The 14,370-nt window shown below is 65.3% G+C and carries 14 protein-coding genes; 10 read left to right on the top strand and 4 right to left on the bottom strand.

Going from position 1 to position 14,370, the window contains the following annotated elements:
- Window positions 1-16 precede the first annotated feature (16 nt).
- From RCP37_RS00380 to RCP37_RS00365, 4 genes are all read left to right on the top strand, one after another.
- On the top strand, window positions 17-1,477 hold the full coding sequence (locus tag RCP37_RS00380; RefSeq protein WP_308485107.1) for an alkaline phosphatase family protein: 1,461 nt from the start codon (window positions 17-19) through the stop codon (window positions 1,475-1,477).
- A 163-nt stretch (window positions 1,478-1,640) separates the two neighbouring features.
- Complete coding sequence (locus RCP37_RS00375) at window positions 1,641-3,071, top strand: alkaline phosphatase family protein (RefSeq protein WP_308485106.1); 1,431 nt, start codon at window positions 1,641-1,643, stop codon at window positions 3,069-3,071.
- Between the two features lie 153 nt (window positions 3,072-3,224).
- Window positions 3,225-4,343: a nitronate monooxygenase gene (locus tag RCP37_RS00370; RefSeq protein WP_308485105.1), complete on the top strand. Its 1,119-nt coding sequence runs from the start codon at window positions 3,225-3,227 to the stop codon at window positions 4,341-4,343.
- 47 nt (window positions 4,344-4,390) lie between these two features.
- Entirely contained in the window at window positions 4,391-4,939 is a 549-nt protein-coding gene (locus RCP37_RS00365) for an AAA family ATPase (RefSeq protein WP_308485104.1), read from the top strand.
- Window positions 4,940-4,959: 20 nt separating this feature from the next.
- On the opposite strand, the gene RCP37_RS00360 is transcribed toward RCP37_RS00365, so the two are convergent.
- A complete protein-coding gene (locus tag RCP37_RS00360; protein WP_308485103.1) occupies window positions 4,960-5,571 on the bottom strand; it encodes a GNAT family N-acetyltransferase in 612 nt (203 codons plus the stop codon).
- 54 nt (window positions 5,572-5,625) lie between these two features.
- Between RCP37_RS00360 and RCP37_RS00355 the strand changes: the two genes are divergently transcribed.
- Entirely contained in the window at window positions 5,626-6,582 is a 957-nt protein-coding gene (locus RCP37_RS00355) for a dipeptidase (protein ID WP_308485102.1), read from the top strand.
- Here RCP37_RS00355 and RCP37_RS00350 read toward each other — a convergent pair.
- Window positions 6,579-7,505 carry an alpha/beta fold hydrolase gene (locus tag RCP37_RS00350; protein ID WP_308485101.1) on the bottom strand — a complete coding sequence of 309 codons (927 nt, stop codon included), beginning with the start codon at window positions 7,503-7,505 and terminating at the stop codon, window positions 6,579-6,581. The genes RCP37_RS00355 and RCP37_RS00350 overlap by 4 nt on opposite strands.
- A 77-nt stretch (window positions 7,506-7,582) precedes the next feature.
- On the opposite strand from RCP37_RS00350, the gene RCP37_RS00345 reads away from it, so the two are divergent.
- The 5 genes from RCP37_RS00345 to RCP37_RS00325 all read left to right on the top strand — a co-directional run bounded on the left by RCP37_RS00345 (window position 7,583) and on the right by RCP37_RS00325 (window position 12,617).
- The gene (locus RCP37_RS00345; protein WP_373693206.1) at window positions 7,583-7,915 is read left to right on the top strand and encodes a VOC family protein; all 333 of its coding nucleotides are present in this window, start codon (window positions 7,583-7,585) and stop codon (window positions 7,913-7,915) included.
- 128 nt (window positions 7,916-8,043) lie between these two features.
- A complete protein-coding gene (locus tag RCP37_RS00340; protein WP_308487213.1) occupies window positions 8,044-8,526 on the top strand; it encodes a hypothetical protein in 483 nt (160 codons plus the stop codon).
- A gap of 329 nt (window positions 8,527-8,855) precedes the next feature.
- Window positions 8,856-9,269, top strand: a complete 414-nt coding sequence (locus tag RCP37_RS00335; RefSeq protein ID WP_308485100.1) for a hypothetical protein — start codon at window positions 8,856-8,858, stop codon at window positions 9,267-9,269.
- Window positions 9,270-10,881: 1,612 nt separating this feature from the next.
- Window positions 10,882-11,661: a DUF5631 domain-containing protein gene (locus RCP37_RS00330; protein ID WP_308485099.1), complete on the top strand. Its 780-nt coding sequence runs from the start codon at window positions 10,882-10,884 to the stop codon at window positions 11,659-11,661.
- Window positions 11,658-12,617: a hypothetical protein gene (locus tag RCP37_RS00325; RefSeq protein WP_308485098.1), complete on the top strand. Its 960-nt coding sequence runs from the start codon at window positions 11,658-11,660 to the stop codon at window positions 12,615-12,617. Before RCP37_RS00330 ends, RCP37_RS00325 begins: the two co-directional genes overlap by 4 nt.
- A gap of 32 nt (window positions 12,618-12,649) precedes the next feature.
- On the opposite strand, the gene RCP37_RS00320 is transcribed toward RCP37_RS00325, so the two are convergent.
- Complete coding sequence (locus RCP37_RS00320; protein WP_308485097.1) at window positions 12,650-13,381, bottom strand: hypothetical protein; 732 nt, start codon at window positions 13,379-13,381, stop codon at window positions 12,650-12,652.
- 236 nt (window positions 13,382-13,617) lie between these two features.
- Complete coding sequence (locus RCP37_RS00315; RefSeq protein WP_308485096.1) at window positions 13,618-14,358, bottom strand: DUF4226 domain-containing protein; 741 nt, start codon at window positions 14,356-14,358, stop codon at window positions 13,618-13,620.
- Between the last annotated feature and the right edge of the window lie 12 nt (window positions 14,359-14,370).

The following is a 14,370-nucleotide window of genomic DNA, read 5'->3' as shown; positions in this document are numbered from 1 at the left end:
GCGAGGAGACCCGACCGTGACGAAGGTGAAGCAGTTTCTGTGCGCTACGGCCGTCGCCAGCCTGGTTGCTGGAACGGGAGCCGCGGCAGTAGGGACGCAACTGGGCCTGTCAGCCGTGACCGCCGAGTGGATGCTCGCCGCCGAGCACGTGCTGCTGCTCGGCACCGACGGCACCAACCTGGACAAGATCCTGGAGTACGCCTACAACGACGACAGCGGCTTCAAGATGCTGATGGACCGGGGCGTCACCGCGGCCACCACCATCGCGGGTCATATGACGATGTCCACACCATCGTGGTCGACCATCCTCACCGGTGTCTGGGACGACAAGCATGGCGTGGTCAGCAACGTCTACCGGCCCGAGCCGTACACGACCTGGCCGTCGGTGTTCAACCTGATCGAGTACTTCAAGCCTGAGGTCGACACCACCGTGATCTCCGGTCGGGGCCTGTTCACCGAGATCGCCTCGACGGGCAACTACCCGGCCGACAACATCATCGGCATCTCCGGTGGCTCCACCTCAGCGGAGATGGACGCGCTGGTCACGCAGGAGACCGTCGCGCGGATCCTCGCGACCACGAACAACCCGAACCTCGACACCTTCATGTTCTCCTACCAGTCGCAGGTCGACCATGCCGGGCACTCCTATGGCGGCGGGTCGGAGGAGTACCGCGACGCCGTCATCAACGTCGGGGCCAACTGGAAGGAAATCCTGGAGGCCGTCGCCGCCGCCGAGGCGGCCACCGGTGACAAATGGACGATCATCGCGGTCACCGATCACGGGCACCAGCAGAACCCGGACCTGTTCGGATTCAGCCTCGGCCACGGCTTCCAATCACCCAACGAGACATCAAGCTTCGTCATGTTGTCGCTGGCCGGGAACGAAGCCCAGGCCGGCGGGCAGAGCTTGGCCTACCAGACCATCGACATCACCCCGACCATCTTGCAGGCCTTCGGCATCCCGATGCGCTCAGACTTCGACGGCACCCCGATGCAGCTCAACCCCGACCTGCTCAACAGTGTGGTGTTCCCCGCCGACCTCAAGCAGGCCCTCACCGACGCGATCCACAGCTACGGCTACCCGAACATCGGCATCGACGTCATGCTGAGCATCCGGGCGCTGGCGGGCGGGGCCGGCTACTTCCTGGAGAACTACGCACTGCCGCCCATCCTCAACTACCTGCAGTCGATCGTCGACCAGGACATCTTCCTGATCAGCGGGCTCGCCGAGGGCGCCCAGTGGGTGCTCAAGACCGTCGGTGACGCCACGGCCGACGTACTCACCGATATCGGCAGGGTGGTCGCGTACTTCACCGGGGCCGGCGTCATCCCGCCGAACGACGCGCCGCTGCCGCTGCCGGGCGCCGCTGAGTTCACCGGATCGCTGGAGGCCTTGCTGGCTGACCATGCCTTTAGCGCCCCCGACCTGGGCGCCTCGGAACTTCCGCTGCTCGACGTAGATGCCCTGCCGAGCTGATACAGCCGCGCTTACGTGCGTCGCGCCGGGTGAAATAACCCGCTGACCTCCTCAGCAACACCCTGCTCAAATGAGCGATTCTGGGCAGAAAGCTGAGTTTTCGCTGGGTAACTGCTAGTCTTGCGCCCAATTGGCTGGCCCAACTCGACGAGGGAATCCGATCGTGACAACAATCAAGAAGTTCCTCAGTGGTGTGGCCGTCGCCGGCCTGGTTGCCGGGACAGGAGCCGCCGTCGGGTCGCCGGCGGGGCTGTCCGCAACGACGGCCGACTGGCTGCTGGCCGCCGAGCATGTGCTGCTGATCGGGACCGACGGCACCAACCTCTCCAAGATCCTGGAATACGCCTACGACAGCGGTTTCAAGACCGCGATGGACCAGGGCATCACCGGGGCCGCAACCGAGGTCAACCACACCACGATCTCCGGCCCGTCGTGGTCGACGATCCTCACCGGGGTGTGGGACGACAAGCACGGCGTGATCAACAACGTGTTCGAGTCCGACCCGTACGACAAGTGGCCGACGGTGTTCAACCTGCTCGAATACCACAACCCGAACATCGAGACGTCGGTGATCGCCGACTGGGACTACATCAACGACATCGGCGCCGCCGGCGGCTACGGAGCCGACAACAACCTGTTCGTGCCGTTCCAGAACAGCTGGGCCGACACCGACGCGGAGGTCACCGCGCAGACCATCGCCCAGATTCTGGCGACCACGACCAACCCCAACATCGACACCTTCATGTTCTCCTACCAGGTGCAGGCCGACGAGGCCGGACACGAGTTCGGCGGGGGGTCGGACGAGTACATGCAGGCCGTCATCAACGTCGGCAACAACATTCAAGCGATCTTGGCCGCAGTCGCGGCGGCCGAGGCGGCCACCGGCGATGAGTGGTCCATCATCATCACCACCGACCACGGCCACCAGCAGTCGCTGGGCTTCGGGCACGGCTTCCAATCGCCCAACGAGACAACGCAGTTCGTCATCTTCGATCAGGCCGGCGACCACGCCACCGACGGCAGCCAGAACCTGAACTACTCGATCGCCGACATCACGCCCACCATCTTGTCGCTGTTCGGCGTCCCGATGCGCTCGGACTTCGACGGTGTCTCGATGGCGTTCGACCCGACCGTTTTGAACGGCATCGTCACGCCGGTCGACCTCAAGCAGGCGCTCACCGACGCGATCGCGATGTACGGCTACCCGAACATCGGCAACGACCTCGCCCTGGGCCTCCGCACCGTAATCGCCACGGTCCCTTACGTAATCAACGGCTGGGTAGCCGACATCGACAAGTTCCTGCAGGGGATCGTCGATCAGGACATCTTCCTGATCAGCGGACTGGCCCAGTTCGCCCAGGAGATCAACGACTTCTTCGGTGGTCTGTCGGTGGACGCACTCCAACTGGTGGCACACGGCGTCGGCTACCTGACGGGATCGGGCGTCATCGCTCCGACCGACGCGCCGCTGCCGCCGCCTCCGGGAGGCTCCGAGGCCACCATCATCGATTCCCTGTTGGCCGGCCACAGCTTCTCGGCGCCCGATCTCGGCGACTCCGACCTGTCGGGGCTGCTCGACGCGCTGGTGGGCTGATAGCCCTTCGCACGCCGCTATGCCGCCAGGTCAGGGACCTGGCGGCATCGGTGTTTCGGCCGGAAGCCGCTGCGCTAACGTCGCGGTAGTTACCTCACACCGCGGGACCCGGACCCGTTCTCGATCCCTGTTGAACAAAGGAGCGGCGAAACCGTGAAGACCCCCATCTGCGAGCAGTACGGCATCGACTTCCCGCTTTTCGCCTTCAGCCACTGCCGTGACGTGGTTGCCGCAGTGACCAATGCGGGCGGGTTCGGCGTGCTCGGCGGCGCCGCTTACACCCCTGAGCAGTTGGATCAGGAACTGACCTGGATCGACGAGCAGGTCAAGGGAAAGCCCTACGGTATCGACATCATCGTGCCCGCCAAATTCGAAGGCAAGGGCGAGAACCTCTCCGGCCGGCAACTGTCCGACCGGATCCCCGATGAGTACAAGGCCTTCATCGCAGACCTGCTGGCGCAGCATGACATTGAGCCCGACGAGAAGCCCCGGCTGGGATCCGCCATGCTCGCCGGTAGCAACGGCGAGCAACTGCTCGAAGTCGCCGTCGCCCATCCCATCCGCATGATGGCCAACGCGCTGGGCGTTCCGCCGGATTACATGATCAAGTCCGGCAAGGACCACGACATCCCGGTCGCAGCGCTCGTGGGCGCCAAGGAGCACGCCCTCAAGCAGGTGGCGCAAGGCGTAGATCTGATCGTCGCTCAGGGCACCGAGGCGGGCGGACACTGCGGCGAGGTCTCCACGCTGGTGGTCGTTCCCGAAGTCATCGAAGCCATCGACAACGCCGTGCCCGTGCTTGCCGCCGGCGGGATCGTCACCGGTCGGCAGATGGCGGCCTGCGTGGCTTTGGGCGCCGCCGGCGCGTGGACAGGTTCGGTGTGGCTCACCACCGAGGAGGCCGAAACAGCTCCGCACACCGTGCAGAAGATGCTCGCGGCCACCTCCCGCGACACCATTCGCTCCACCGGACGCACCGGCAAGCCCGCACGCCAACTGATCTCCGATTGGACCGACGCATGGCGGCCCAACGACACCGGCCACCCGACCTTGCCGCTACCGCTGCAGTCGATGATCGCCGAACCCACACTGCGTCGCATCGACAAGCTGGCCGCCACCGGACACGCTGGGGCCCAGGCCCTGTCCACCTATTTCGTCGGCCAGGGCGTCGGGCTGATGAACAAGGTGAAACCCGCGCGCGACGTCGTGTTCGAGTTCGTCGAGGACTACATCGCCGCCGCTGAACGACTCGGCGGCTCGGTCAGCGACTGATCCTCGTTTGTCCGTCGCTGGTCGACTTCGCGGGTAGCTTGTCGTCCGTGACCGGACGCGTGATCATCCTGACCGGCCCACCCGGGTCGGGAAAGTCAACGCTCGCCTCGAAGCTTGCCTGCGGTTATGACAAGGGCGTTCATCTGCACACGGACGACTTCTGGCACTACATCGTGTCGGGCGCGATACCCCCTTACGATCCCGCCTCTGACGCGCAGAACCAGACTGTCATGGACGTGATCGCGGGTGCCGCCTACACCTATGCACTCGGCGGCTTCGCCACCGTGATCGACGGAATCATTGGGCCGTGGATGCTCGACCACTTCCGAATCCGAGCAATGCAGCACCAGAACCTGCCGCTCGACTACGTGGTCCTGCGACCGCAGCGCGCCATCACACTGAAACGGGCCCAGGCCCGAACCGCGCCGAGCGCCCTCATCGACGAGGGGCCGATCCTCGCGATGTGGGACCAATTCTCCGACCTCGGCGAGTTCGACAACCATGTACTCGACACCTCGAGCGAAGGGGAGGAGCACAGTTCCCGCCGGGTGGCGGAAGCTATCCGTGATGGCCGCTTCCGCTTATTTGCCACCTAGCGCCTTGCGCTCCCGCGCCCCTAGGGGGTCTGCGGCTCCCGCCACATCTTCCACAGCGTCGGCCCACCGTTGGGGACGTTGATCTCGCCGATCACCCGGAAGCCGAAACGCTCGTAGTACGGCACGTTTTCGTGCTTGCTGGACTCCAGATAGGCCGGGCAGAGTTCGGCATCGCAGCGATCGAGCCGCGGTTGCATGACGGCCTGTCCGAAGCCGCGCCCCCGCACCGACGGGTCGCTGCCGATCACCGCCAGATACCAGTGCGGCTCTTCGGGGTGGTTGGCATCCAACAGGTCTGTCAGCGTGCGGCCTTGGGTAAGCCGGAAGCCGAAGGACCGGAACAACGACGGCACCATGCGCAGCTGCGACCAGATCGACTGCTTCCAGCGGTTGGGCGGGTCCCACAGTGCAGCCGCCCCGACGACTGCGCCGTCGTCGGCCACCTCGACGCCACCGCCCGCCAGGTGATGAACCCGCGTGGAGGTGCCGAAGAACGTCGTCAACTGCTCGGTGCGGGCCTCGTCGTCGGGCAGCAGCCACATCGATACTGGGTCGTCGTAGAACGCGCGCCCCAACGCCTGCGCCAACGAGGGGATGTCCGATTTCAACGCGGGCCGCGAGTCGATTGCCATGGGGCTAGGTTAATGCGTCGCATTCGGGCGGCGTGCAGAGCAAGATCAGCGGCTATGAGCACGCTGCTGTGGGACCAGCACACTTGCCTGCCGTTGCAGGACGGCGCCGAGGTGGCCCCGCTGACCCGCTACCAGCACTCCGGCGGGGCACTGCTGTCGGTGAACGCGGGCTACGCCCCACAGCGCTTGGCCGACACTTTGGCCCTGCTGCGGCATTTTCTCCGCGCCATCGACGCCCACCCAGGCCTGACGGTGGCAGCCGGACTGGACGACGTCGACGCGATCACCCGTGCCGGCGGAATCGCGGTGGTGTTCGACCTGGAGGACTCCAACCCACTCGACGACGACTTGAGCAACCTAGCCCTGCTGGCCGAGCTTGGGGTCCGTACGTTGTTGCCCACCTACAACCACGCCAACCGTGCCGGTAGCGGCTGCTTGGACGCCGTGGACTCCGGACTGACCGCGTGGGGCCGCGCGATCGTGGCCGAGATGAACGCCGTGGGCATGGTTCCCGACGGCTCACACTGCAGCGCCCGCACCGGCCTGGATATGTGTGCTGTTTCGACCGGCCCGGTCGTCTACAGCCATTCGTGTATGCGGGCCCTGTGGGATCACCCACGCAACATCACCGACGATCAGGCCCGTGCGTGTGCGGCCACCGGTGGTGTAGTCGGCATCACCGCAGTGGGAATCTTCCTGGGCCCCAACACTCCAACCCTCGACGCGGCAGCACACCACCTGGAATACGCGGTCGAGCTAGTCGGTATCGAGCACGTCGGCGTCAGCACCGACTACTCCTTCGACCACGCCGACTTCAATGCCGAGCTGCTCGCCAACCCGCAGCTGTTCGACGAGAGCTACACCCGCTGGGGCCCGATCCAGTGGATGCCTCCGGAGACCTGGCTGGGCCTGCGCGATCACCTGTCGGACCGGGGCTGGGCTGTCGCCGACATCAATGCCGTGCTCGGCGGCAACTTCCACCGGGTGGCACGCGAGACTTGGCCGACCTAGGTCTTGCTTTGTGCGTTGATGAAAGGCTTTATGGTGCTGACGAATTCGGCTGGCTTCTCGAGTAAGGGACTGTGGCCTGATCCGGCGATGACGATCGGCTGCAGTCCGGCCTGGCGGTAGCGGTCGACGTTCTGGGCGGTCGGGGTCAGCACATCACTGTCACCCCACACCACCAGCACCGGCTTGCCCAGACCCGCCAAGCGGTCGGCCACCGCCCGCTCTTCATTGATCTGGCCCGCCGTCTTGGCGTCACACAATGCGTTGTGGGTCATCCGTTTCAACGAACGGTAGGCCAATGCGGGAACCGGGAAGTCGGCGTCGAAGCCGGTCTGCAGCGAGCTCTTGTCGACGGCGTCGAGGCCGCGCAACTTGTCCACCGCGGCACCGAGCACCGGCCAACACACCGCGTTGCCCAGCGCGGGCATGGCGGTCATCCCCAACGCCGCGGGGGTGTCGGAGACGATCACCCGGTCCACCAGGTCCGGTGCGCTCTCGGCCAGCGCAGTGGCCACCGTCCCACCCATCGAATGCCCCACCAGCACCGCATGGTGTACGCCCAAGGCGTCGAGCGCTTGGTGCACGGCGGTTGCCTGGCCCTCGGCGCTGTAGGGGGCGGCGTCGCTCGGGGCCTCCGACCCGCCGTGGCCGACCAGATCGATCGCGATTACCCGGGCGCCCTGCGCCAGTGCCGGCGCCACCGCCTCCCACCACTGGATCGACGCCGAATACCCGTGCAACAACACGATGGCCCGATCGCCACCCGCGCCGTACTCGCGCACATTGAGATCCGGGCCGGGCAGCTCCAGCACCCGCCCCCCGCCGAACGGTTCGGCAGCGCGTGCAATGCGGTCGGTGACCACCGCATTGACCAGCAATGCGACCAGGACGAGCGTGAAGACCAAAGCGGCCAGGCGTTTACCCACCCGCAGACGGTATCTCGGGCCTAGCCTGAATCGAGGCCGAACTACAGGAGGTAGCCGTGAGCGACCACGACATTCGGATGATCGTCTTGTCCACCGACGACCTGGACGAATCGATCAAGTTCTACAGCGAGACCTTGGGCATGCCGCTGAAGTTTCGCGACGGTGCGCACTTCGCCGCCCTCGACGGCGGATCGGTGACACTGGCGCTGGCGACCGCGGTGGACCACCCCATCCACGGACAGGTGGTGGTCGGCATCAAGACCGACGACGTCGACGGTGCGGCGAAAGCTATCGAGGCCAGTGGGGGCGGAATCGTGAAGGGCCCCTACGACGACGCGCACGAGCGCCGGGCGGTGGTCTACGACAACAAGGGCAATGGGCTGGTGTTCTATAAGCCGTTGGGGCGGTAGGGGTCAGCGCGGCCGAGCGCGACCGGTCCCCTAGCTAACAGGTTGTCTTGCTCTGGGTTCGCCCCCATTGCGAGGCAACGATCTAGGGGCCTAGTGCCTGGTTGAGGTCTACCATCCGGAAGGTGACCATGACACCACCTCCTTGGCCCACACCGCCTCCCGCCCCGCCACCCCGGCGATCCACTGCGGTATTCGCGGCGCTTGCTGCATTGCTGTCAGTCGCCGCGTTGGTCGTGGCGATCATTTCGCTAACCCGCTCAGCCGACGCGTCAACGCCGCATTACACGGCGGCGCAGCAAGCCGACGCGAAGAAGCGTCTCTGTGACAGTTACAAGCTGGCAGCTCATGCGGAACACATTGAGACGAACACGCCCAACAACTTTGCGCTCGCGCGTCTCTCCGCAACCAATGGTGCCCTGATCCTCGAGACGGCTGCGGCAGACCCCGCCCTAGAACCTGAGTACCGCGACGCTGCCCGCGATCTCGCACGCGCCTACCAAACTCTAGTAGCGGTTGCCACGGGTAAAGAGGGGGACGACCCGGCGCTCGGAGCAGCGATCAACGACGCAAACGCCAAAACTCGCGTGATGCATGAGCTCTGCGGCGATTAGTCACCTTCTACAAGCGGTGAACGTCGGTTGAAGCCACTCCGATGCTGCGCCATCGAGTCAAACAGCTGGCTAGCAGGACCACCTTTTCCGAGTCGTACATCGCGACCACTCCCCACTGGAACAGCGACCAGGGCTTCCTCCGGCGCCAGATAACGCGCTGCCCCTGCCATTACGTTCAGGCCCGGGGACATCCGCCTGCCGACCGAACGCAGTCTCAATCAGGATGTAAACGTGAAATCGCGTTGAGGGCTACCATCCGCAATGTGACCATGCCATCACCCTCCTGGCCGGCGCCTCCCACCGGTCAACCGCGCCGTCGGTCTGCCCTAGTGGTTGCGGCACTTGGCGCCTTGTTGGGTATCGGCTCGATGCTCCTGGCAATAGTGGCATTCACTCGAGCCCCGGCCAGCCCGACCTATTCGACGGCCCAAAAGACGGCCGCCAAGACCGACTTATGTGGTCAGTTCAAACCGGCCATGGACGCTGTCCATATCGAGACCAACGGACCCGACGCAGGCTTCGGACGTATCGCCTTGGTAAACGGGGCCCTAATCCTTGAAGGCGCCTCGTCAGACCCCGCATTGGATCCAAACCTCCGTGATGTCGCCAAGGCAGTGGTGCTGACGTACAAAGACTTGGTCGTTGAGTCCACCCTTAGCAGCGCGGGCAAGTCACCATTCGATAATGCCGTCGATGCCGTGAACGCCAAAGAACATGTTTTGAAGGATTTATGCAGTGACTGATCTGCCCACTGACCTACCGCCGGGTAAATGGTCGTCTTACTTGGTAGGTGTGTGGTGGCCCGGCCCCCCGACCAGACCCGAGCAAGGGGTCCAGCACTGGTCAAGTCAATCCAGTGCCAAAGAAAATGAGGCTATCGAACTTCGGGCGTTCACCAACAGCGTAAGCTCTCGAAACAGCGGACAGACCACCGAAGACGAGCTGATGCGCCTTCGGATTGGCTATAACCGCCTTGCGAATGCAGCGGAGCACTGTCGGAGTAAAAGCACAGCTAGCGACAGCGTCGCCAAGGCCGTTAATGAACTCCGTCAGAACTTGACGAATATCGCCAACCAGTACAACCCGAAAATCGACGACCTGGTAGCGAAAAATACACCGGAGGCAATGACCGAAGCCATCGGACTAATCGTCGAAGCCAACGGCAAGGCAGCCGAACATAGCTCACAAGCCAACCGACAGATCATTGAGGCAACCCGACAGATGTTCGAAGATCTCGGCATCGAAGGCGACGCCCAGAAGTGGCTGCAAGATAACGGCGCAAATTTCAGCCCACCACCGTCCCAACCACCCACCGCCGAAGAGCTGAGCAGAAAGGCAACTGGTACCGACCAGCTTCCATTCCGGTACGGCATTGGGGACGCGGAGAATCGCCCCATTCCCAGGAGCGTGGACGATCTCCTTCTTCCGGACGACGGCGGCACGGGCGGCGGCAACAACATCACCCCGGGCGGAGACAGCAACAGCATCCCTGCCACAGGTGGCGGCAGCAATGTCACCCCAGGCGGAAGCAGTAACGGCAACGACATCCCCACAGGTGGAGGCGGCAACGGCATCCCCACCACAGGTGGCGGCAGCAATGTCACCCCAGGCGGAAGCAGTAACGGCAACGACATCCCCACAGGTGGGGGCAGCAACGGCATCCCGACCACAGGTGGCGGCGGCAGCTTCACCTCAGGCAGCGGCGATATCGGCCCTCAAGGAGGCCAAACGGGTACCACTGACCTCGCCGCAAGCGGGCCGTCAGGTGGGAGCGGCGGATTCTCGGGAGGAGGGGTCGGATCACCAGGCGGCATACCTTCCCCCATGGCCTCCGGCATGTCGGGCCTCGGAAGCTCCGGCGGCGGCGGTGGTATGCCACCCGGCCTCCCGGGCGGCGGGCCAGCCCAGGCGCTCGCGTCGGGCATGCCAGGTGGTGGTCCTCCCGGACTGGGCGGGCCGCCATCGCCATTGGCGCCAGGCGGAGCCGGCCCTGGGGGACTCGGTCAGCCATCGCAGATTCCCCCATCCCCGTCGGTGACGCCGATGGCCGGTGGGGCGCTGGGCAATATAGCCCAATTGGGCAGCCCCAACACCGAGATCGCCCCGGCCGCACCCACCGCCAGCGCGACACCGGCAGCTCCAACGGCACCGCCGGTGACAGCGAGCCCGGCCTCCGTATCGTCGGGGCCGATCAGCGCCGGCCCAGCAGCCCCGTCGGGCCCCTTGCCCGGCTACGGGGCAGATTTGCGCCCAGCAGCTGGAGCCGTCCCGGCCGCGCCCACGGCGCCTGCCGGTCCTGCGAGCCCGACTCCCCCGCCCGGCGGCCCCACGACGCCGACGTCGGGGGGACCCACCGTGGCCTCCGCCGGCGATCGTCCGACACCGGGCAAGCCGACGCCCGGCGCAGCCAGCCAGTCCGGCGCATCGGTGGCCGGCAGCATGGGCGCCGGGGGCACGGCCGGGGCCGGAGCCGGTACGGCCGCCCGGCGTCTGGCCGAACATCAGGATCTGCAGCGCAAAGTCGACGCGGTGGCCCGCCAGGCGCCGGAGCTGGCCTGGGCGGCTGGCCTTCGCGACGACGAGACCACCACCGTGTTGGCCACCGATTTGGCCGGCGGCTGGATTCCGCCCACCGTCAAACTCCCGCCGGGGCTCACGTTGCTGGATCCGGCCCACCGCCGCCGCGAGACCAGCGCGGTCGATCTGCTGGGTGCGGTGATCGCGGCCGCCGCCCATCAACCGAACACCTACATCACCGAGGCCGGCCCGAACGATCCGATTCCCGGCAGCGGGGAGCGCGCCCGCTATGGGCAGCACGTTGACGAACTCGGTCCCACGCTCATCGACATCACCGGCGCCAACGACGGCCTACCGCGGATCGTGCAGACCGTGGCACGCGCCGTGGCACGCAGATCCGGCGTCGCCGACAACGAAATCGAGCTGTTCCAGCAGGTAGTCACCGACACGCAGGCGCGCGTACTGTCGGCCTATCCCCAGCATGCTCCGCGGGATGTCGCCGACTGGATGCTGTTGGCGGCCATCGACGCCCTGATCGACGGAAGCGAAGAGCTCGCCCGCTACCACCTGGCGTGGTATCTGGCAGTGGCAGTACGGCATGGGGGGGTTATGCCATGACAGACGACTTCGTGAAGCATTACGGTGCCGACTTTTTGCACATTGCACTCTCACAGCCGCCGGCGGCGATCCCCCCGGGACCGGTCCACGACGGTGGATCGTCCCCGGTCGACGCCACGATGGCCGCCTTTGGTGCCGCAACCAACCTGAACCTGGTCGAGACGAACACCGAACTGGCCAACGATCACCGAGACCGCACCGGCCACGCCGCCGATGCCGTACGCAAGTTCGGCGAGCACGAGGCCGAAGCGGCTTCGAAGTTCCAGAACGTCGCCTCGCAGGGTGACGCCGTGATGGCACAGCAATCGCCGCAGGAAGCCATGGGCGGGGCGATGCAGGGTGTCAACAGCGCGATGCAGGGCATCACCAGCGCACTCAGCGGGGCTCTCGGCGCAGTGACCAAACTGCCCCAGGGGTTGATGCAAGCCGGCCAAGGTGCGTTGTCGCCGCTGATGAGCGCTGCATCGTCGCTGGGCAAGGCCGGCCTCGGCGGCACCACGCTGGCCTCGAACATCAGTCCCGACGCCGGTGTGGGCGGCGGGGATTTCGGCTCCGGCGGAAGTGGCGGAGGAGGGCTGGGCATGGGCACCACGCCGGCCAGCAACCTGGGACCACCACCGGTTCCGGGGACGTCAACTCCGACAACGCCCACCAGCTCCCTGTCCAGTGCCGGTGCCGCCGGCACCGCAGGCGGTGCGCCGACCGCGGGTGGGGGTGGTGGCGGGATGATGCCGATGATGCCCGGCGGGGCCGGCGCCGGCGGCAAGGGCGGCAAAGACGACAAGACCGACGCGAAGCGGATCGCCGCCCCCGGCGTGCCCAACGGCCAGCCCGTCAAGGGACGAACGACGGCCCCGCCTAATGTGCCGGTGACCAAGTCCGTCGCAAAGGCTGCCGGGCACCCCGGCATCACGCCGCTGAAACGCATTGTGGACAAAGACGATTCGTCGAGGTAACAGATTCGGCGCCGCGCCGATCGGCACGGCACTTAATTCTCGGCGATAACCGAGGCGCTTTGTCGCGTCAGGAACGGACCGATCAAGTCGACCACTACCCAGTGACGCGCCTCGTCGATCCCGGTGATGATTCCTAGGTTGGCAATGGAGCCATTGACTTCGGCTGTCACCGGCGCGCCGATGATTTTGCCATCGATGGCGGCCTTCACATCGTCCACGGCGACGACGACTCGGTCGATGCCGGCGGGGATGTCCCGCACTTCCGCTGTCACGGCGGGATCGACCACGTGCCCTCCGACAACCCCGCCGTCGAGGCCTGTCCACGCTGCGCGAGACCGGCTGTGTTGCACCACATCGGCTGTCTGGATGGTCTCTGCTATTGGTGGCTTTCCGTTGACTGCGCCGTCGACGGGCAGAGGCCAGCCACCCGGTACGGAACTGAATAGCGCCAGCGGAGATGTCGGCATCGTCCAAGGCTCATCGGCCACTTGCGGACCTGCTTCACCAGCCGTCAGGTAAGCCATCTCGCCGATCTTGGTCCGAGTTGGAGCCAATCCAGCGTCTTCGATCTTCATGACGGCGACTGGAGCATCCTCGTCACCGTGGGCGCACTGCGCGCCGGTAACAAAACCGGTGGACCGTCCTCCCGAGGCGTGCGGATCCGGGAAATCCACATAAAAGCCGGTCGTACACACCGTCGTCGCCGATCCGTCGCCCACCAATACCTGAATTCCGGGCTGCAATCTCGCCACCGGCTTCGGCACAACGGTCGCTTCGTTGAGGGCAGGGGGAAACACCTTGGGCGACGGCGTCCCTACAACACTCGAAGTACCCGCAACGGGCGGGTTCTGTGGATTATTTGATTCACAACCGGCCACCGCCAGGGCAAGACTGAACGAAATAGCAGTGGTTACGGTTCGACGACCCCGAGCCATCTGAATTACTTCCTCCCGTTCGGGTTGCTGCCGCAGCCGATCAGTCGAAACTTGTAGAGCAACAGTCACTCCGGCGGACGCATTGAGGTTCTGGACCCATCTGGCCAAACGATATCTCCGGTGCTGTCGTCAACCTGGCCTCCGAATTTTCCGGCTTCCACGACAATTTCACCATACTCTTGCACTACTTTAGTTCTCGCCAATTGGACAGCATCGTGTTCACGCTTCCACTCCTGGTATCGCGCCGCCTGCGCGGCGTCTTCCATATCGAAGGTGATACCGTCGGGCCATTTTTTATTGAACGCCTTAACCTTATTCGTGACGGATTTATTTTCCTGTTTCCAGTCATCAATTTTCTTGAATAGGTCGGCCGCATCCGCCGGGTCGTACGCGGGTGACTCGCGCGTCGGACTCGGGGTGGGGGGCGGGCTGGTCTTCTGGCCGCCCCGTTTTGCCCCACCAGCCGGATACCGCCCAGTCAACGCCTGGACCTGAGCCGCCCGTTGCTGACTATCCGCGCCTGCATCGGCGACGATCCTGTGGATCTCCCGGGTCTTGCCGGCCAGATACGCCTGGAACTGACGGGCACCGGCCGGGGTGTCCAGACCGGGCCAACTCGCGGCACTCTGGCGGATCTCGGCTTCCAGCGCGTCCAGACGCGCCCGCGCCTGCAGGTTGTACTGGTGGGCGCCGCGCAGGATCCCCTCGAAGGAGCGGTCGAGCTCGACCGACGTCACCAACCGCTGCGCCAACTGCTCTTCGCGTGCCCGGGCGGCCTCAGCGAACGCCCCCGACTGGTCCGGCATAGCGCAAAAGGT

Origin of the sequence: Mycolicibacter sp. MU0102 (assembly GCF_963378105.1) — a bacterium.
Taxonomy (GTDB): Bacteria; Actinomycetota; Actinomycetes; order Mycobacteriales; family Mycobacteriaceae; genus Mycobacterium; species Mycobacterium holstebronense.
Note: the sequence above shows the minus strand (reverse complement) of the source record. Positions and strands in the feature narration are given on the sequence as shown.

What these genes read in the sequence shown, in the direction of transcription:
- RCP37_RS00360 (WP_308485103.1), bottom strand. Translation starts at nt 5,571, where the DNA reads ATGGCAATCGACTCGCGGCCCGCGTTGAAATCGGACATCCCCTCGTTG.
- RCP37_RS00355 (WP_308485102.1), top strand. Translation starts at nt 5,626, where the DNA reads ATGAGCACGCTGCTGTGGGACCAGCACACTTGCCTGCCGTTGCAGGAC.
- RCP37_RS00345 (WP_373693206.1), top strand. Translation starts at nt 7,583, where the DNA reads ATGATCGTCTTGTCCACCGACGACCTGGACGAATCGATCAAGTTCTAC.
- RCP37_RS00340 (WP_308487213.1), top strand. Translation starts at nt 8,044, where the DNA reads ATGACACCACCTCCTTGGCCCACACCGCCTCCCGCCCCGCCACCCCGG.
- RCP37_RS00325 (WP_308485098.1), top strand. Translation starts at nt 11,658, where the DNA reads ATGACAGACGACTTCGTGAAGCATTACGGTGCCGACTTTTTGCACATT.
- RCP37_RS00315 (WP_308485096.1), bottom strand. Translation starts at nt 14,358, where the DNA reads ATGCCGGACCAGTCGGGGGCGTTCGCTGAGGCCGCCCGGGCACGCGAA.